This window comes from Mesorhizobium sp. L-2-11 (genome assembly GCF_016756595.1).
Taxonomy (GTDB): domain Bacteria; phylum Pseudomonadota; class Alphaproteobacteria; order Rhizobiales; family Rhizobiaceae; genus Mesorhizobium.
Genome location: NZ_AP023257.1, coordinates 2,650,237 through 2,667,810 on the forward strand (window position 1 = coordinate 2,650,237; position 17,574 = coordinate 2,667,810).

Annotated in this window: 18 protein-coding genes and 1 pseudogene; 11 read left to right on the top strand and 8 right to left on the bottom strand. The window is 61.2% G+C overall.

Features of this window, described 5'->3' with window-relative positions:
* The first annotated feature begins 378 nt into the window (after positions 1-378).
* Positions 379-1,749, top strand: a complete 1,371-nt coding sequence (locus JG739_RS12650) for a thiol-disulfide oxidoreductase (RefSeq protein WP_202366744.1) — start codon at positions 379-381, stop codon at positions 1,747-1,749.
* A gap of 119 nt (positions 1,750-1,868) precedes the next feature.
* On the opposite strand, the gene JG739_RS12655 is transcribed toward JG739_RS12650, so the two are convergent.
* Together JG739_RS12655 and JG739_RS12660 are read right to left on the bottom strand one after the other, a co-directional pair.
* The gene (locus JG739_RS12655; RefSeq protein ID WP_202366745.1) at positions 1,869-2,270 is read right to left on the bottom strand and encodes a DCC1-like thiol-disulfide oxidoreductase family protein; all 402 of its coding nucleotides are present in this window, start codon (positions 2,268-2,270) and stop codon (positions 1,869-1,871) included.
* On the bottom strand, positions 2,267-2,455 hold the full coding sequence (locus JG739_RS12660; RefSeq protein WP_202366746.1) for a hypothetical protein: 189 nt from the start codon (positions 2,453-2,455) through the stop codon (positions 2,267-2,269). The genes JG739_RS12655 and JG739_RS12660 overlap by 4 nt, the downstream gene beginning before the upstream one ends.
* Before the next feature lie 367 nt (positions 2,456-2,822).
* Here JG739_RS12660 and JG739_RS12665 point away from each other — a divergent pair, with 367 nt between their 5' ends.
* The 4 genes from JG739_RS12665 (at position 2,823) to JG739_RS12680 (ending at position 8,130) form a co-directional block, all read left to right on the top strand.
* A complete protein-coding gene (locus JG739_RS12665) occupies positions 2,823-3,875 on the top strand; it encodes an acyltransferase family protein (protein WP_202366747.1) in 1,053 nt (350 codons plus the stop codon).
* Between the two features lie 212 nt (positions 3,876-4,087).
* Positions 4,088-4,894, top strand: coding sequence for a class I SAM-dependent methyltransferase (locus tag JG739_RS12670; protein ID WP_202366748.1), 807 nt, complete (start codon positions 4,088-4,090; stop codon positions 4,892-4,894).
* A gap of 155 nt (positions 4,895-5,049) precedes the next feature.
* Entirely contained in the window at positions 5,050-5,355 is a 306-nt protein-coding gene (locus JG739_RS12675) for a hypothetical protein (protein ID WP_202366749.1), read from the top strand.
* An 831-nt stretch (positions 5,356-6,186) separates the two neighbouring features.
* Positions 6,187-8,130 carry an alpha/beta fold hydrolase gene (locus tag JG739_RS12680; RefSeq protein WP_244749856.1) on the top strand — a complete coding sequence of 648 codons (1,944 nt, stop codon included), beginning with the start codon at positions 6,187-6,189 and terminating at the stop codon, positions 8,128-8,130.
* A gap of 118 nt (positions 8,131-8,248) precedes the next feature.
* Here the strand turns inward: JG739_RS12680 and JG739_RS12685 are convergent, their stop codons facing one another.
* On the bottom strand, positions 8,249-9,103 hold the full coding sequence (locus JG739_RS12685; protein WP_202366751.1) for an aldo/keto reductase: 855 nt from the start codon (positions 9,101-9,103) through the stop codon (positions 8,249-8,251).
* A 561-nt stretch (positions 9,104-9,664) separates the two neighbouring features.
* On the opposite strand from JG739_RS12685, the pseudogene JG739_RS12690 reads away from it, so the two are divergent.
* A pseudogene (locus JG739_RS12690) lies at positions 9,665-10,890 on the top strand (PQQ-dependent sugar dehydrogenase).
* A 158-nt stretch (positions 10,891-11,048) separates the two neighbouring features.
* Positions 11,049-11,282: a c-type cytochrome gene (locus JG739_RS12695; protein ID WP_202366752.1), complete on the top strand. Its 234-nt coding sequence runs from the start codon at positions 11,049-11,051 to the stop codon at positions 11,280-11,282.
* Between the two features lie 45 nt (positions 11,283-11,327).
* Here the strand turns inward: JG739_RS12695 and JG739_RS12700 are convergent, their stop codons facing one another.
* From JG739_RS12700 to JG739_RS12710, 3 genes are all read right to left on the bottom strand, one after another.
* Positions 11,328-11,720, bottom strand: a complete 393-nt coding sequence (locus tag JG739_RS12700; RefSeq protein ID WP_202366753.1) for a VOC family protein — start codon at positions 11,718-11,720, stop codon at positions 11,328-11,330.
* Between the two features lie 85 nt (positions 11,721-11,805).
* Positions 11,806-12,261 carry a histidine phosphatase family protein gene (locus tag JG739_RS12705; RefSeq protein WP_244749858.1) on the bottom strand — a complete coding sequence of 152 codons (456 nt, stop codon included), beginning with the start codon at positions 12,259-12,261 and terminating at the stop codon, positions 11,806-11,808.
* 210 nt (positions 12,262-12,471) lie between these two features.
* The gene (locus JG739_RS12710) at positions 12,472-13,719 is read right to left on the bottom strand and encodes an MFS transporter (protein WP_202366755.1); all 1,248 of its coding nucleotides are present in this window, start codon (positions 13,717-13,719) and stop codon (positions 12,472-12,474) included.
* Between the two features lie 388 nt (positions 13,720-14,107).
* On the opposite strand from JG739_RS12710, the gene JG739_RS12715 reads away from it, so the two are divergent.
* From JG739_RS12715 to JG739_RS12730, 4 genes are all read left to right on the top strand, one after another.
* Complete coding sequence (locus JG739_RS12715) at positions 14,108-14,743, top strand: ankyrin repeat domain-containing protein (protein WP_202366756.1); 636 nt, start codon at positions 14,108-14,110, stop codon at positions 14,741-14,743.
* Positions 14,744-14,890: 147 nt separating this feature from the next.
* Positions 14,891-15,298, top strand: coding sequence for an ArsR/SmtB family transcription factor (locus tag JG739_RS12720; RefSeq protein ID WP_202367444.1), 408 nt, complete (start codon positions 14,891-14,893; stop codon positions 15,296-15,298).
* Complete coding sequence (locus tag JG739_RS12725; protein ID WP_202366757.1) at positions 15,295-15,828, top strand: SRPBCC family protein; 534 nt, start codon at positions 15,295-15,297, stop codon at positions 15,826-15,828. Before JG739_RS12720 ends, JG739_RS12725 begins: the two co-directional genes overlap by 4 nt.
* Before the next feature lie 108 nt (positions 15,829-15,936).
* Positions 15,937-16,512, top strand: coding sequence for a dihydrofolate reductase family protein (locus tag JG739_RS12730; RefSeq protein ID WP_202366758.1), 576 nt, complete (start codon positions 15,937-15,939; stop codon positions 16,510-16,512).
* A gap of 20 nt (positions 16,513-16,532) precedes the next feature.
* Here JG739_RS12730 and JG739_RS12735 read toward each other — a convergent pair whose 3' ends face one another.
* Positions 16,533-17,282 (bottom strand): glucose 1-dehydrogenase, encoded by a 750-nt coding sequence (locus JG739_RS12735; protein ID WP_202366759.1) that lies wholly within the window; start codon positions 17,280-17,282, stop codon positions 16,533-16,535.
* A 61-nt stretch (positions 17,283-17,343) separates the two neighbouring features.
* Entirely contained in the window at positions 17,344-17,493 is a 150-nt protein-coding gene (locus tag JG739_RS12740) for a hypothetical protein (protein WP_244749860.1), read from the bottom strand.
* Positions 17,494-17,574: the final 81 nt, after the last annotated feature.

Genomic DNA, 17,574 nt, shown 5'->3' on the forward strand with positions numbered 1-17,574 from the left:
CGGGGCGGGCCCGTGGGCATGCCTTGGCCGACATGCAGTCGCGTGCGAAACAAATGGAGCGGGATGGCCAGTTCGATTTAATCGCATTTCGCTCTGCCGTACCCTCTCCCAATGGCTGATGCTCGGTTGCAGGAGCTACCGACGACGCCGGATTGACTCTTATCTGCGCCCATGTTGATGTTGCAGTGCAACATAGAGCAACGGTTCCGAAGGCGGCAAGTCGTAGGGGAACTTGAGGGGGCTTAACTGGTGTTTATTGGGCAGCCGCAATACTCAAGCGCGACAGCATTATGGAACATTGGTCGCGGCAAGATCACGAAAGTCAGCGGTCGGGACGATACATTTGACGGGCTGACCGCATTTACCCCTTTCTGGGCAATGGCGGCGATCTTCAGTATCGCCGGTGATATCTATTCCATGCTTGGCTACAAGGGGCCGCTTTTTGCCGCCCTGAGCTGGTCGGTCGTCCTGTTCAGCCTGCTGCTCCTGCTGTACCCGCGGCGAACCGAGTTTTTGATCGGGCTCGTGATGGTATCGCTGGTGCTGTACGCGCTGCGCATGCCGGTCGCTTCGAACAACAAGACGATCACGGCGGTGATGAACGGGGCTATCCTGCTCAGCGCAGCGGCACTCTATCTGCGGGCCGCCGGCCGCGGCGCTGGGCTGGACCGGATGGACCTGTATCAGCAGATCCGGATCGTCGCCCGGTCGCTGCTCGCCATCATGTATTTCTACGGCATCTTCCACAAGATCAACACCGATTTCCTCGACCCTAGCGTGAGTTGCGCGGTGGGCCTCTACGCTCCTCTGGCTCGTCCGTTCGGCCTCGAGGACAATCTGTTTGGCCGGTATCTTGCGATCTACGCCACCTTCCTCATCGAGGCGATCGCGATCGTGTCGCTCTATTGGAAGCGCTATTTCGCCGTCGGGTTCATTCTCGCACTGGTCTTCCATTACGTGATTCCGATCTCGGCCTATTCCTGGTACATGGACTTTTCCAGCCTGGTGTTCGCGCTGTATGTGCTGAGCATCCCCACGCCCGCCAGCGAGGCGCTCTATCGCAAATCGTTGGAGTTTGCCGATCCGCTGCGCGAAACGTGCGGCCGGGTCGGGATCTTGCTGCCGGGCGCGGCCGTGATGCTGTTCGCGGTCACCCTCGTCGTTCTGCTCAGCCATGCTTTTCCCGGCCGTTCCTTCGACATGATGGTCCACTCTGTCTGGATGCTCTTTTGGGCGGTGGTGGGCGGCGCGGCGATGGTCGTGCTGGCCCATGTGGCTCTGCAGAATCTGCCTTGCCGGACCGTTTCCTCGCCGCGCCAGCCGTTCTGGGTCTATTTGGTGCCGGGCCTGTTCTTCCTCTCCTGCCTGTCACCCTATGTCGGGCTCAAGACGGAGAGTTCCATCAACATGTTCAGCAATCTGCACACGGAAGCCGGCCAGACCAACCATCTGCTGTTTGCCAAGCCACCGTACTTGTTCAACTATCAGAACGAGGTGGTGAAGATCGTTGATTCCTCGGAGCCGCATCTCGTCCGGCAGTCGCAGGCGGGCAACTACCACGTCCTCCTCGATCTGAAGAGACAGCTGCGCCGGAAGCCCGAGGCTTGGGTGACTTACGTGAAGGATGGCGAGACGATCACCCGCGCCAACGCGTCGACCTTCGCGGAGGAAATGCCCAGCCTCATCGAACGCAAGCTGCTTATCTTCAAGCTGGTGGATTTTTCGCGGCCGAAGGCCTGCACCCACTGAGCGCCGCCGGAGAACTGGCCGAATGTTCGCGAGTCAATTGGCAGGCGTCGCCGGGCCGTCGGCTAAGCCATGCATTTCGCCCAGCGCGATGCCAAAGGGGATCGTCGCTTCGGAAATATCTAGCGCTGTTCGAGATCGGCAGGGATCAGCGAGCGGCCTCGAAGCCTCAGGGTGGCCCGGCGTCCGAGCTTGAGCGCCGGATAGATCAGCCGCGCCGCCGTCCGGTTTGACAGAATCCTGCGGTTGAGCCAGCCGAAAAGCGTCGAAGAGGAACTGAGGATCGCCAGGAGATTGATGGCTTCCTCGCCGTGGTAGACGCGGTCCTCGAAAACGAAGAGCATGCCCTCGTTCAGGTCGAAGCCCTGGCGCTGAAACTCGACAACGCGCGGGTCGCCGGAGCGCGCGTCGAGCAGCTCAACAGGACCGACCGCGTCGCGCAGCCGGGCAAAGCGGACATAGCTCTGGCAGAAGATGCAGTCGCCGTCATAGACGATAAGCGCCGTCTTCCCAAGTGGCTTCATTGCAGCGTCGGATCCTGGCTGTGCCCGATCGGTGCTTCTACGGCGCTATCGATCGCGCAATTGCTGTAGAATGCGCAGCCCGAGACGACGGGCAGGTTGCTGAAGGCGTCGAGGATGGCGACGAGCACCAGCCCGACAATGCCGAGCATCAACATTTTTTTGTAGGGGGACAGCTCGCGAAGCATCTTGGTCCTTGCTGCTTGATACGGACCTGGTCGATCCGACGTCAAAGCGCGATCGATTTCAACAGCCGGCTGTCTGCAAGAACGGCAGCCCCTGCCGGTCAAGGTTTCCTATCGCAAGCTCTTGAACTGCCATAGTCGGCACCAGCCTGTTATTGTGCACCGCAACAATGGGTGAAGATCGGCGGAAAATCAAGCGGAATGCTGAATTTCGCTGACTTTACGTGACATAGCGTCTTCGGCAATGTCGATCGGCAATCCGGGAAGCCGAGCCAATTCGCACTTGCCACAAAGTATGATGCAATGCACAATCGCCATCGAAACCGAAGGACCGGGCCGGCCGATAAGCCGTTTCCAGGAAACGCTGAAGTTGAACCTGCCCATACGTGAGACCTGGCTGGACACCGCCAAGGGCCTGGGGATCACCCTCGTCGTCATAGCCCACGTCCTCGACCACAGCACCTGGCGCTGGGCGCACCCGATTTACTTTGCGGCATCGCTGTTCTTCATGCCGTTCTTCTTCATCATATCGGGCTACCTTTTTGCCGTCACGCAGAGGAAGGCGCTTTTCCGCAAGCGCGTCCAGGGCCTGCTCATCCCCTATGTGATGTTTCTCGGCGCGATCATGGCGAGCGTGCTTGTTGTCGACTTTTTGCGCGGCGACACCCCGGCGCCCTGGCAGATCAGGGAACTCATCACCGACGCCCTGCTGGGCGGACGGCACCTGACGCGCGAACTCGGCGTGTTCTGGTTCGTCACCTGCCTCGTCGCCACGCAACTTGTCTACAACGAGGTCGCGATCAGGGCCAGCGGACCGACCGATCCCGGCATGCTGATCTTCGTCAGCGCATCCCTCGGCCTCGCCTATTCAATCCAGGCCTATTGGCAGGATTTGCAAGCGCCGCTGGCTCTGACGAACGTGCCGCTCGCCATCGGCGCATTCTGGTTCGGACATTTCCTGCGCGAACGCGGCATGAGCGCGCTGTGGTCGGCGGTGTTTGTCGTGGCGGTTGCCGGGGTCGCGCTCGCGGCGGCGCGGATGGGGTCCGACTTTACCTTCAGCATGAAGAACGCCATCTTCGGCCCGCCACTTCTCGGCCTGCTCGTTGCATTGGCGATTTCGACCTTTATCCTCGGCCTCATCCGCTTCATGGCGATGCCGAGCTTGCGCATCGCTCCGTTGGCGGAAATCGGCGCGGCCTCCCTGGTGATCATGTTCGTCCATCAGTTCGTTCATTTCACGCTGCGTGACTTCGGAATGTCTTCCGAGTTGGCGCTGATCGCCCTGTCGCTCGGACTTCCCTATCTGCTCTACTGCGGGCTGAGATCGTCCCGGATACTGTCGCCCTGGTTCATCGGAAGCGGAGACCTGGCGCTCAGCATCCAACTGATGAGGCGGAGCCTCGCCTTTCGGGCAGGCTGAGCTCGAACGCTTCCGGGTGACGGCAGCAGCGGTTTCCTTCCGGGTCGGAGATGTCCAGCGCGCGGGTGGTCTGCCTTGCGGGCCAGTTCGGGCGGGCGTGTGGGCATCCGGGCACGATTCCGGGCAGACCTTCCTGGTCCCCTGTTCCCGCGCGTGCGGCGGGCGTATTCTCGCAGTCCGACGGGTCGAATTATCAAGGGGAGGAGATTGCGATGGCTGAGGCAACGCGCCACGACGCCTGGCAGGCCGGGGATAGCTACGACCTCTATATGGGGCGCTGGAGCCGTCAGATCGCTCCACCGTTCCTGGATTGGCTCGATCCGGCGGAGGGTCTGGACTGGCTGGAGGTAGGCTGCGGAACCGGGGCGCTGTCGGCAGCCATCCTGGCCCGTTGCAATCCCACGAGCCTGGTGTCCATAGATCCGTCGGAGGGTTTTCTCGCCAAGGCGCGGGCAAGCGTGCAGGACAAGCGTGTCGCGTTTCTCGCAGGCGATGCGCAGGCCTTGGCAGTCGAATCGGCCAGCAAGGACATGGTCGTGTCGGCGCTTGTTCTCAACTTCGTCCCCGACAAGCAAAAGGCGCTCTCCGAGATGCGGCGAGCGGCCCGCCCTGGAGCGACGATTGGATTCTATGTGTGGGATTATCCTGGCGGCGGGGTGGAATTCATGCGGGCTTTCTGGACCGCCGCGACGGCGCTTGACCCCGGTGCCATCGACCTTACCGAAGACAGGCGTTTTCCGTTTTGCACACAAGATGGATTGACCGATCTCGCGAAGAAGGCCGGCCTGGTTTCCATCGACTCCGCGCGGATTGAAATGCCGGCCGTGTTCAAGGACTTTGAAGACTACTGGCACCCCTTCACCCTGGGTGCGGGGCCTGCGCCTGGCTACTGCATGAGTCTCGACCCCGCAGCTCGCCAGAGATTGATGGAGAGGCTCCGCGACAGGCTGCCGCGCGGCGAGGGCGGGTCCATTCCCCTGAAAACGAGAGCCTGGGCAGTCAAGGCCAAGGTTCGCTGATGACCGCGAGCCCACGTCGCGCCAGACCGGCAGGCCAGCCAACGACAAGCTATCCGGCTATAAGCTGTCCGGCGCAAAGTTCGGGTTGACCGGCCCTGTGCGCGAAGCGACTATTCGTCTGGACAGCCGAGATGCCGGCATCAGGAGGAAACACGATGGACGAGCCCGATCGGTGGCGCCACATGTCGAGCGCGCCAAGGGATGGCAGCCGAATCCTTGTCACGGTTCGGCCGTCGGAACAGGGGCCGGCGGAAGTCGACCTGGCTTACTGGTCTCGAGCCGACCAGTTCGGCAGCGAAGGCTGGCGCGCTTCCGACTCGTCGCCCGGACGCGTGGTTGAGTACGCCGAACCCGAGCTGAAATGCTGGATGCCACTGCCGACAGCCAATCTGAGCAGGGGTTCATTGCCGAGCCCCTGGGACGAAGAAGATGTCCCGCTGCTGGATGGATCGGGGATATGAGGTGAAATGGGCCCTTCACACCGTAGAAAGGTCATTGGGATTGAGCCTAAACCCGCTGCAGACGCCAGAACGGCTTGGGGTCTCCGCCTCGACTTGCGCCGAAATCGAGCAAGCTGATCACTAGCGCGGCTGGTCGATTTGACCGGCGGTCCTTACCGCGGACGGAAATCCAATTCGTTGGTCAAAACGTTGCTCAAACGCTCCGGTGGAAGGGACGCCAGAGCTGAAGAAGCCGTGCGCGATATACACTACCAGCCTGCCATAGGCGGATCGCGGTGGTCCGGAGATCAAATCCGCGGACCGTTGATGCCCGGCAGGCCCGCTGTTTCTCAAGATACCGCGCGAGCGCAATATCGTGGCGTAACGGCCCGCGCGGCTGCTCATTCTGCCAGGGATCATCATGCCAGTGGGCCATTCGGTCGGGTTCGGACGTAGCACAGTGTCCTCCTGAGGTAGTCGTGCCGGCACTTTTTCCCGGCGCCGTGAGAAACGCGTTGGAGCCAGCGTGAAGGATTCGTGAAACCGCCAGACCAAACAAAATGACGGTTGAAATAGAGACAAGGACAGGAAAGGATCGCAAAGAAAGTTGCGGCTGTGGCGGATCCGATGGCGCACCCTCATCTCTGTCTGCTAGGCGGTTTCGACTTCGCCGGAGGCGCAGCGGCGGTCCCGGTTTTCAGCCGCAAGGCCCGCGCTATGGTGGCTTATCTCGCCTTGCAATCCGGACACTCGCAGTCACGCGAGAAGCTCGCAGCGCTTTTGTGGGGCGGCAACGCTGAGGCCCAGGCCCGGATGAGCCTTCGCCAGGCCCTATCGGCCGTCAGGAAAGGGATGGACGCATCCGATGGCCGCACGTTCCTGACCGACGGCGACAGCATTACCCTCAATCTCAACGATCTTGATTTCGATGTCGTGCGGTTCGAGACGCTGGCCGCCGGCTCCGAACCGGAGCAACTCGAACAGGCGCTCGTCGTCTATCGCGGCGACCTGCTCGACGGCTTCGGCCTGAAGGAGGAGCCGTTCGAGGATTGGCTGCGGGTCGAGCGCGAGCGCCTGAGGGCGATGGCCGTCGCGGCACTGGACAAGCTCGTCGCGCATTACTGCACCACGAACGATCCTGCCTCATGCGTGCGCTCGGCAACGCGCCTCCTCGCCATGGAGCCGCTGAGGGAGGATATCCACCGCGCCCTGATGCGAGCCTATGCGGTACAGGGCCGGCTCACGCTCGCGCTCAGGCAATATGAAAATTGCCGCAGTGCGCTGCAGCGGGAACTCAACGTGCAGCCTGAGCCGGAAACCCGACATCTCTATGAAGACCTACGGACGCGCCGAATGACGTCGCAAGCCGCCTCCCGGATAGCCGCCTCGGCGCCGCCTTCTCAGACACCGCCACCGTCGCCAGCCCGAACTGGCGCGCGGCCGGCGTTCCCGGCCGAGCCGATGCGCCCCGCGACCCATTATGTTAAATCGGCCGGGATCAACATCGCCTATCAGGTGACCGGCGACGGGCCGGTCGACCTGATCTATGTGCCTGGATGGGTCTCCAACCTTGACCTTGCCTGGTCGTCGCTGCGGCTTTCGCATGTGCTCCATCGCCTCGGCGCCTTCTCGCGCCTGATCCGCATGGACAAGCGCGGCACGGGACTGTCCGATCGAAATGTCGGTTTGCCAACGCTGGAAGAGCGAATGGAAGACATGCGGGCGGTGCTGGATGCGGTCGGCTCGAAGCACACGGTTCTGTTCGGCAGCTCGGAAGGCGGCCCCATGTGCATGCTGTTCGCGGCGACCTATCCCGAGAGGACGGCGGCTCTCGTCCTCAACGGAACCTATGCCAGCGGCCGATGGTCGAAGGATTATCCCGGGGCAAGGACAAGCGAGCAGGTGGAAGAAGATCTGGCCGTCGTCGAGAGACAATGGGGGGAGCCGGCAGATATGAGCAACGCCGCGCCCAGCCTGATGAATGATAGTTTCGAGAGGGAATGGTTCGCCGCGTATCTCAGGAATTCGGCCTCGCCTGCCGACGCGATCGCGCTGTGGCGCTGGGGCACCGAAATCGATGTTCGCGCCCTTCTCCCAGCCATTCACGTCCCGACACTGATCGTCCAGGCGGCAGGGGACCGCTGGGTGAAACCGGAAGAGGGGCGCTATCTGGCAACGCATATCGAGGGCGCCAGATACATCGAGCTTGCCGGCCGTGATCACGTAATTTGGGGGGAGAATTCCGATCGCCTGGTCGACGAGATCCAGACCTTCGTCACCGGCGTCTTGCCGTCAGCGCCGGGCGAGCGCGTGCTTGTCACGGCGCTGCACGTGGAAGTCGTCGGGTTGCCGTCGGCTCTCGTCAACACCAGCAACCAAACGTGGCGCGATCTGATGCAGCGACACGGCGACGAGACACGCAAGGAATTGCATCATGCGGACGGTGAGGAAATCAAGCGCACCGGAAACGGGTTTTTAGCGGTATTTCAGCGGCCAACGAGAGCGATCCAATGCGCATTGGCAATCCGTCGTCGACTGGGCGAATCCGGCCTTCGGGTTCGCGCGGCGATCCATATTGGCGAATGCGAAAGGCGCGGCGACGATGTCACCGGTATTGCAATTCAACTGACATCGCGTCTGCTTGATCATGCCGGACCGGGTGAGATCATCGCGTCCCGGACCGTTCGTGATCTCATGGCCGGTTCGGGCCTGATGTTTGAGGCGCATTGCGAGATGGAACTTGCAGGTGTTCCCGGTGGCCTGCAGCTTTTTTCCGTCAGTAAACCGGCTGTCTGACATTGGCCGACAACAAGTGGCAGCGTACAGGTTCGGCATCGGGCAACCGGCCGTCACCAAGCGGCCGCTGCCCTCACGTCATCCGCCTTCGCTGATCTGGCCGCGTCCCGTCGCTGCCTCAGAACAGGAATGCAGCTGTGGCCGGGTTCGCGCCCGTACGGCCGTCTGATGAATCCATGCCTCGAATGAGCTCCAGGTCCTTTGAATCCAGCTCAAAATCGAAGACGTCGAAATTGGCGGCAATCCGGTCCTGGTGGATCGACTTTGGAATGACAATCAGCCCTTCCTGAAGATGCCAACGGATGATCACCTGCGCCACGGATTTGCGGTGTTTTCCGGCGATCCTTTCCAGGGTCGGGTCGCTCAACAGCCGGCCGCTGCCCAGCGGGCTCCAGCTTTCGATGCGGATATCGTGCGTGTCGTGAAATTCTCTGACGCCGCGCTGTTGAAACCGGGGATGGAGTTCGATCTGGTTGACTGAGGGTGTGACACCAGTCTCGCCGATGATCCGCTCCAGATGGTCCCGGTTGAAATTTGAAACGCCGATCGACTTGATCCGGCCGGATTGCCTGAGTTCGATCAGCGTCTTCCACGCCTCGACATATTTGCCCTGGCTGGGCACTGGCCAGTGGATCAGGAACAGGTCGATCTGTTCGATGCCGAGCTTGTTCATCGTCTCGTCGAAAGCCCGCAGGGCGGCGTCACGCTGATGCGCGCCGTTGCGCAGTTTCGAGGTGATGAACAGCTCGCTCCTTGGCACGCCAGCCGTGCGGATCGCCTGCCCGACGCCTTCCTCGTTCTGGTAGCCTTGGGCGGTGTCGATCAATCTGTAGCCGGTCCGGATCCCCCAACTCACGACTTGGGCCGTAATGGCTGGATCGACCTGCCAGACGCCAAGGCCGATCTGGGGAATGGCTGAGCCGTCATTCAATGTGATCTGCTCAGCTTTAGTCAGGGTAATTTGTTCAGGCATGCTCAGGTCCTTCTGCATCGCTCCGCCCCGGCGCAGTGCTTATCTAGGCGCGGCGTCCGCCAATGCGAGTCGACAGATGGGGGCAAGGCCGGCCCAGGCAGCCAGGATCGCAACGGCTAGTGAAAGGATGATGGCAAGCGAGAACCCCTCTGGCGGGCCGTTCTCTAGCGGTCTGCCATCACCTGGATGCTATTTTCAGCAGACGTCCGGGGGCAACTCTACATGCATATTGGGGCACCATCAGTCTGTTGCGCCAAATCGGTGCCCGCCCGGTCAGCCGATAAAAGCGCTGGTTGAAAGCCCCGGCCAGCTTGCCGTTCATCGTTGGTACCCGGCGGGCCGACATGTTATGCTGTGGCGGCAACCAACTGCGGTCCCAGATGACTGTCAGGGGATTGAGTTAGGCAACGCTTTCGGTCGCTAAGTCGCGACCGGAAGATTGTGCTCGGCGCTGGTGATTTCGCACAAAAGCAACCGCCCGCAACGTTGTATCTGACTGCCACAGATGCCGCGAAGCTGGCCACGTGGGAGGATATCGTGATCAAGAAACTGGCTTTCGTTTTGTCATGCGCTGCCGCCCTTTGCGTAACGTCCGCCTTTGCGCAGGACAAAAATCTCGAGAAACTTGGCGGCTTCAAGACGACCGGCACACCGATGATGGAGCCGATCCCGCAAACCGGAGAAAACGCCGAAGCCCTCAAAGCCATTGCAGCGAAGGTCAAAGTCCCGGATGGCTTCAAGGTCACTCTCTATGCCATCGTTCCCGACGCGCGTCATATGGCCGTAGGACCGCAGGGCGTCGTGACCTTCGTCGGTACCCGCAAAGAACTGGTCTACTCCATGACCGACCGCGACAAGGACCGCGTCGCCGATGATGTGAAGGTGTTTGCGCCCTCAATCAAAATGACAGTCCCGAACGGCGTCTGTTTCTCCAGGGATGGCCACCTCTATGTCGTCGAACAGAACCGCGTATTGTGGTTCCCGGCGGCCGAGTTTTTCTATGAAGGTCCGGACGTCGCTGCTTTCCCGATCGTGAAGCAGGGCGAGCTGATACCGCATCCAACGAGAGCTACAACCACACGGCCCGAACCTGTCGCGTCGGGCCCGATAACCGCATCTATATTACCATCGGCCAGCCGTTCAACGTGCCAGCCCCCGAAGTGCTCCCGGAATTCGAGAAACTCGGCATCGGCGGCATCATAAGCATGAAGCAGGACGGTACCGACCGCAAAATTTATGCGCGCGGAATGCGCAATCCCCTCGGCCTGGATTTCAACCCAAAGGACAAGACACTTTGGGTGAACGACAATCAGGTCGACGGCATGGGTGACACCATTCCCCCAGGCGAAATGAACCGTGTTACCGGCCCGGACCAGAATTTTGGCTTCCCCTGGTATGGCGGCGGCAAAGTTCGTACGGTCGAGTACAAGGACGCAACAGTCCCCGAGGGCGCTATCTTCCCAGAGGTCGAGCAAGAGGCTCACGCGGCCGATCTCGGGCTGTCGTTCTATACCGGCAAGCAGTTCCCCGAAAAATATCGCGGCGGCATCTTCTCGACCCAGCACGGCTCCTGGAACCGCGTCGACCCGGTGGGCGCTCGGGTCATGTTCACCTCGCTCAAGGCGGACGGCACGGCGGACAAAACTGAAGTGTTCGCCGACGGCTGGCTGAACGAGAATGGCGAGTATCTCGGCCGTCCTGTCGATGTTCAGATTCTCAAAGACGGTTCGCTGCTGGTGTCCGACGATTTAGCCGGGGCCGTCTGGCGGATTTCCTACGGCGATTAGGCGATTAGCCAGGCGGCGGCCTTCTGCTGCTGCCTGGCTCAACTTTATTTGATATAGGAGTTCGGGGTGCGGAGTTTGATTGTAAGTCTAGCTGCGCTCTTTGCCTGTTCGTCTCTGGCGCAGGCCGGAGGTGATGCCGCCGCGGGGGCAAAAAAATCATGCTGAAGTGCCAGGTCTGCCACGGCAAGGATGGCATCGCTAAGCTGCCCGACGCGCCGAATATAGCAGGGCAAAAGGAGGCCTATCTTGTCAAGGCGCTGATGGCCTTCAAGGCAGGCGAGCGCAAGAACGAGCAGATGACTGTCGTGATCAAGGGCTTGAGCGATCAGGATATAGCCGATGTCGCCGCCTATTATGCGTCGATCAGGGTCACCGTTCAGGTTCCGCCATGAGACCAGCTCGCAGAGCGTCCGCCGCCTGGCTACGCCACCGAGCGATCACGGGTTCCATCCGCCGCTGCCGTACTGACGGGTAATGACCTCGAGAAGATGACCGTTCGGGTCCTCGAAATAGACGCCGCGGCCGCCGTCGTGGTGGTTGATCTCGCCCAGCAGCGTCCGGCTGGGGTCAGCCCAGTACGGGAGGTTCCGTTCACGAATCCTGGCAAAGATCTCGTCGAACTCGGCTTCGCTGACCAGGAAGGCGTAGTGCTGCGGCCTGATTTCGCCGCCGGTATCCATGTAGTCGAGGTTGGCACCGTTTTCGGTGGTGACCATCTGGAAAGGCCCCCAGCGCCTGGGCGCGGGAAGGCCAAGCATTTCGGCCAGGAACTTTGCCGACGCCTCGCTGTCGCGGGCCGGCAGTATTGTATGGTTGAAATCGATAGCCATGCCATCACTCCTTTGATCTCTCCTCGCACGTCGTTGCTCCGCGACTGAAGCGATGCTGACGAGATGGGGCTGAAGGCCACGATGCTCAAGCCGGCGTGGCAACCTGCCCGATGACCTGCACGGGGTCAGCATCATGAATACGGACGACGATTATTTCGCCGCTGTCCGGCACCTCGCCGGTCAAGCCGGTGATGTTGACCTGATGCGTGACTAGCACGGTAGGTCCGCCAAAACGCTGCCCGCGAAGCCAGGCCAAAAGGGCAGCGGTGCGCACTTCTGCGGCCGAACTGTCGCCAAAGAACGAATTGAGCAGCTCAAGAGGCACGACGTCGCCGATCCCGAGCAGGCGAGCGGTTTCCAGGCAGCGGCACCACTGGCTAGAATAGACGGCTGCCGACGAGATGCCATTCGCTCGGAACATGTCGCCGATCGCGCGGGCCTGCGCACGACCTTGTTCCGACAGATTCCGCTGGGTGCTGCAATCACCGAGCCTGAAGCCAGGCGGATCGCCGGAGCCTGGGGCCGCGGCATGGCGCAGCAAGGCAACAGCTTCTCCGGATCGCAGGGCTGCCCATAAGTGTTCGGAGGCTTGCGCCTTGCCGAAGGCAGCCGCACCGAGTGACAGGACAAGAAATCGCCGACGTCCAATTCGCATCTTGCTTCTCACCTTATAGCAGCCTTGGCGAGTGCCGGCAGCTACTGCAGGTCGGGAGCCTTCCAAGTATCAACATAAACGTTAGCGCCGACGATTTCAGGGCCGATCAGGAGCTGGAAGTTTCCAGCCGCGGGACAAGCCCCTCATCAGCCTCCGCGATACTCTCCACATCAGCAAGGCGGCGGCCAGGCTGTAGACGCCCATCAAGGCCAGTTGCAGCGCGTAGTCGACGCCGGCGTCGATCAGGTATCCGGTGATGCCGGGACCCATCGCCGAGGCCAGAACCATCACGGCCACTACAACCGAGCGGATCGCACCGAGATGCGCGGTGCCGTAGATCTCCGGCCACATGGCGCCCTCCAGGGTCGAGGAGAAGCCGTAGCTGATGCCAAGCAGCGCCATGAAGACGAATATGGCGAAAGGCGCCGTCAGATAGGCAGCCGCGAAGCAGGCCAGCGCCAGCGGCAGAAGGAATAGAGGCAGCAGCTGGACCGCCGAGAAGCGGTCGATCAGCCACCCGGCCAGAAGCGCAAAACCCATCGTCGTGGCGGACAGGACGGCGAAGCCGCTGGCGAAGAGTTGCAGCGGCCAGCCCCGGAGCTCGGTTAGATAGACCTGGTGAAAGAAGATAGTCGTGCCGACGAAGGCGGGAGCCAGGATACCCAGGCAGATGGCGTAGAAGGTCGGATCGCGCAGGACTTCCGCCCGCGTCCACTGCTTCACTGCGCGTCGCGCCCTCGGCTGAGCCTCGCTCTGCGGATTGCGTTCCTTCCGGACCAGCGCACAAACCAGAGGCAAGGCCACGACCAGGATGAAGGCTGCGCAGACGAACCAGCTTCCCCGCCAGCCGACGAGGCCGGCCACGAGGACGAACAGGAACGGCAGCAGAGCACTGCCAACATGAAAGCCAAGCGTGACGACCGAGACGGCGCGGCCCCGGTTCGCGGCGAACCAGCGGCCTGTTGCCGTCAGAGCCGTCTGGGTCATCATCCCCTGGCCAAAAAGGCGCAGCAAATAAAGCGCGAGGAGCAGGGTTGGCAGCGAACCGGCGAACCCCATCGCGATGCTGGCGCAGGCGAGCATGAGCATCGTCGCGATCGCCATGGTCACTGTCGAATACCGGTCCAGCGGCCGACCCAAGAACGGCAGGGTCGCCGCGCTAAGCAGCGTTGCCAGCATGTAAAGCCCGCCGAACTCGCCATGACTCAACCCGAACGTCTCGCGGATACCGCCGTTCGACAAGGCGATGAAGAAGGTCTGCCCGAAGGACGAGACGAGGGTCAGCAAAAAGGCGCCCGCGAGCCAGCGGACATTGTTGACGACGAATGCACCGAAGGACTGCATGTTGTTTCTCGATAGAGTGCGCGCTTCCTGGTCATCTTTATCGGCCTCCGCTGCCGGAGGATATCGGCCAGTTCCGCTCCGATCAGGGGCCTGGCTTCAGTCCCAGCGGTCCAACTTCCATGCCGATGCCAGCGAGCCAGTCCGACTTCGGTGTCCTCGCCACTCTGCTTGCGAGTGAAGTCAGTCGGGCGCCGTCGAGTCAGGCACTCAAAGGCATCATGCTTCTCGCTCAAGCTCAGGTTTGCTATCTTCTCCTTTTCCCTCTCGGATTGTATTTGCGGACACCGTCGAATGAGAATGGCTTTTCGGCGGAAGCCGGTCATTCGGTGGATGTCGGCCGAACCGGAACAATGGTATTCTGCGGGGAGCATTCGGGGAGGCGACTGCATTGACCGAGAGCTTGGAAGCCGAAGAGGCGAGAGGTTGGTCGAATCTGCTGCTCGCGGCAGAAACCGGCAATGTGGAGGCCGTTCGAGCGGAATTAGCGGCCGGCGCCAATATCAACGAGGCGGACGGCGGGGGCTGGTCAGCCCTTCATCTCGCAGCCCTCAATGGCTGCACCGCGGCGGTCGAGGCGTTGGTCGAACACCCAGCAATCGATGTGAATTCCAGAAACAAATGGAATAGCACGCCTTTGAGCCTTGCTTCGGCCAAGGGCCACTATGCCTCTATTTCAGCCCTCGTGAAACATCCGGAAATAGAGATCGATGCAAGAGCCGACTACTACGGCAGAACAGCTCTTATTGAAGCAGCAAAGAACGGGCATCTGGATGTCGTTAAGTTGCTTGTCGAGAATGGCGCCGACGTGAATCTGACTGACAAGACCGGAAGAAACAACGCGCTTATCGAGGCTATCAAGGGACGGCACTACGAGGTCGCGGGATACCTGCTTGATTCTCGGAAAATGAACTTTCTCAACAAGGATATGAGACTGAACGCTCTGATCTGGGCTGGAAGCTGCCATAATCCTCAACTCATCGAAAAGCTGGAAGTCTCGATTCATACTTTCTTCGAAGGCAAGTGAAGGTCCCGCTTCCGCCGCAGGGACTATGTCCCGTGGTCTTGCACTGGCCGAATGTCCTCGATTGCCGCAGGCCGCCTGTGCAGCTCCCTTCCAAAATCAATCAACCAATCGGTTGACAATTCGAAAGCGGCCTCTATATTCAACTGCATGGTTGAATTAGAGACGCCCCAGATGGATGCGGTTTTTCACGCGCTTGGCGACGCCACCCGCCGGCACATGCTTCGCGACCTCGCTGGGGGCGAGCGAACGGTGAGCCAGTTGGCGGAACCGTTCGCCATGTCGCTGGCCGCCGCCTCCAAGCACATCAAGACGCTGGAGAATGCAGGGCTTATTCGTCGAGAGGTGAGGGGCCGCACACATATGTGCCGCCTCGAACCCGGACCGCTGGCCAGCGCCCACCAATGGCTCGGCTTCTACGAGCGCTTCTGGACCAACCGTCTCGACGTCCTCGAGCGTCTGCTTCGCGAGGAGGACGCACGCAAAGCTCCGGGTGAGTCCTCGGCCCGGGATGATTCCAGGAAATCGCCCACTTCCAAAGAAGGAGACGACCAATGAACCAGATGAAAACCATCGAAGCCTATGGCGAACTGACCGAGCCCGCCACGTTCACCATCCAGCGGCTTTTGCCTGGCCCCATCGAGCGGGTCTGGGCCTATCTCACTGAGAGCGACCTGCGCCGGCAGTGGATGGCTGCGGGCCAGATGGAAATGAAGGCCGGCACCTCGTTCGAATTGGTCTGGCGTAATGACGAGCTGACCGACCCGCCTGGCCAGCGCCCCGCGGGCTTCCCCGAAGAGCATCGGATGGAGGGCCGGATCACCGAGCTCGATCCGCCTTACAAGCTCGCCATCACCTGGGGAAACACCGGCGGCGTTTCCTTCTTGCTGGAACCGAAGGGCAACGATGTGCTGCTCACCGTCGTTCATCGCCGGCTGCCGGAACGCGCAATCCAGCTTAACGTCACCGCCGGCTGGCACATGCATCTCGACATGCTCGCCGCCCGCCTCGCGGGCAAGACGCCGACCTCGTTCTGGGATGGCTGGAGCCGGCTGCGCGAAGAATACGACCGCCGCCTGCCGGCCTGACACGATCGCGTGGGCTGAAGTCACTGCCCAGCCTCCACCGGCATCCGCCGGTGGAGGCTCACCGACGATGAAACGTGCTTGCATTTCGCAAGCCCGATGGAGGAAGTCATGCGCAAATTGATCACCGGAATGAAGATTTCCGTCGACGGCAAGATGGAGGGACCCGAGGGTTACGCGGATTGGGTCGACGCCTGGGCGGAGGACTACGGGCTGACGCCACAGATCGATGCCTGCCTGCTCGGCAGCGTCATGTACGCCGGCTACGAGTGCTACTGGAGCGCGATCCAGAATGAGCCGGACAAGCCGCTGCCGATGACCGGCAAACTGCCGACGCCCGCCGAGCTGAAATGGGCCCGCTTTGCCGAACAGACCCCGCACTTTGTGCTGTCGAACACGATGACTTCGGCGCTTTGGCCAAAGACGCGCTTCGTGCGGACTCTCGAAGACATCGCTGGGCTCAAGCAGCAGCCGGGCAAGGATATCTATCTCATGGGCGGTGCGCGAATGACCGCGAGCCTCATCGATGCCGGGCTGGTGGATGAACTGCGGCTGATCCTCTATCCGCTGCTCGTCGGCGAAGGGAAGGCGCTGTTTGCGACGACACAACATCGTCGCGGGCTCGAACTGCGCAAGATTCAGCAGCTCACTGACGGGCGCGTGAGCCTGGTCTATGGAATTGGCTAAAGCGCGTCGCGTCTCGCCGGTCAGAGAGAAACCGATAGCCCACCGTCAACGGCCAGCACATGTCCGTTAACATAGGCGGCAGCGTCGGAGGCGAGAAACACCACGGCTCCGCCGAGCTCCTCAGGCTGGGCCCAGCGGCCCGCCGGGGTTCGTGCCTCGACCCATTTGGTGAAGGCCTCGTCGCTCATAAGCGCGGTGTTGAGCTCGGTAGCGAAATAGCCGGGGGCGATCGCGTTGACGGTGATGCCGTGACGGCCCAGCTCAGCGGCAGTGGAGCGTGTCAGCCCGTGCAGGCCGGCCTTTGCCGCCACATAGGCGTGAATGGTCGGACGGCCAAGGATCGCCGCAACCGATCCGGTGTTTATTATGCGCCCGAACTTGTTTGGCAGCATCAGGCGCACCGCGTCGCGCATCATGCGGAAACAAGCCGAAAGATTGACGGCAATCACATGGTCGAAATCCTCGTCCTGCCATTCGACCAACGGACTTCGATGCTGGATGCCGGCGTTGTTGACCAGAATATCGAGGCGGCCGTGGCGTTCGACAATCCCTTCGAGCGACGCCCTCGAGATCGCTGCGTCGGTGACATCGAACGGCAAGGCTTCGGCACCGATCCTTTCGGCCGCCGCAGACAGCGCGGCCGGATCGCGGGCATTGACGATCACCGTCGCGCCGTTTTCCGCAAGTGCCTTGGCCATGGCGAGGCCAAGACCACGCGAAGCACCGGTGACCAGCGCGACACGGCCGTTGAGCGAGAATAATTCCGACATTGAGATCCCCTAGGAAGGGCGGGCTATGAAAAGGGCGGGAGTTTCCTCCCGCCCGATAACGCTATTTGGAGCGCAATTTGGCGATGCAGGTATCCGCTGTCTCCGGCGTGCAAATGTCAAGGCCGGTATAGGTCGGGTCGGCCGGCGGAGCCCTGCCGTCCTTCATGTCCTTCAGTGCCATCATCGTCTTGTAGCCCATTTCCAGGGTCAAAGGAGAGATGTCCCGCTGGTCTTGGCCGACCGGGCTTTTGAGGATGCGAAAAGATCTGGACCATGTTCAGGTCGATAAAAA

What these genes read in the sequence shown, in the direction of transcription:
- JG739_RS12650 (WP_202366744.1), top strand. Translation starts at nt 379, where the DNA reads ATGGCGGCGATCTTCAGTATCGCCGGTGATATCTATTCCATGCTTGGC.
- JG739_RS12655 (WP_202366745.1), bottom strand. Translation starts at nt 2,270, where the DNA reads ATGAAGCCACTTGGGAAGACGGCGCTTATCGTCTATGACGGCGACTGC.
- JG739_RS12660 (WP_202366746.1), bottom strand. Translation starts at nt 2,455, where the DNA reads ATGCTTCGCGAGCTGTCCCCCTACAAAAAAATGTTGATGCTCGGCATT.
- JG739_RS12670 (WP_202366748.1), top strand. Translation starts at nt 4,088, where the DNA reads ATGGCTGAGGCAACGCGCCACGACGCCTGGCAGGCCGGGGATAGCTAC.
- JG739_RS12675 (WP_202366749.1), top strand. Translation starts at nt 5,050, where the DNA reads ATGGACGAGCCCGATCGGTGGCGCCACATGTCGAGCGCGCCAAGGGAT.
- JG739_RS12680 (WP_244749856.1), top strand. Translation starts at nt 6,187, where the DNA reads ATGGACGCATCCGATGGCCGCACGTTCCTGACCGACGGCGACAGCATT.
- JG739_RS12685 (WP_202366751.1), bottom strand. Translation starts at nt 9,103, where the DNA reads ATGCCTGAACAAATTACCCTGACTAAAGCTGAGCAGATCACATTGAAT.
- JG739_RS12695 (WP_202366752.1), top strand. Translation starts at nt 11,049, where the DNA reads ATGCTGAAGTGCCAGGTCTGCCACGGCAAGGATGGCATCGCTAAGCTG.
- JG739_RS12700 (WP_202366753.1), bottom strand. Translation starts at nt 11,720, where the DNA reads ATGGCTATCGATTTCAACCATACAATACTGCCGGCCCGCGACAGCGAG.
- JG739_RS12710 (WP_202366755.1), bottom strand. Translation starts at nt 13,719, where the DNA reads ATGCAGTCCTTCGGTGCATTCGTCGTCAACAATGTCCGCTGGCTCGCG.
- JG739_RS12720 (WP_202367444.1), top strand. Translation starts at nt 14,891, where the DNA reads ATGGTTGAATTAGAGACGCCCCAGATGGATGCGGTTTTTCACGCGCTT.
- JG739_RS12725 (WP_202366757.1), top strand. Translation starts at nt 15,295, where the DNA reads ATGAACCAGATGAAAACCATCGAAGCCTATGGCGAACTGACCGAGCCC.
- JG739_RS12730 (WP_202366758.1), top strand. Translation starts at nt 15,937, where the DNA reads ATGCGCAAATTGATCACCGGAATGAAGATTTCCGTCGACGGCAAGATG.
- JG739_RS12735 (WP_202366759.1), bottom strand. Translation starts at nt 17,282, where the DNA reads ATGTCGGAATTATTCTCGCTCAACGGCCGTGTCGCGCTGGTCACCGGT.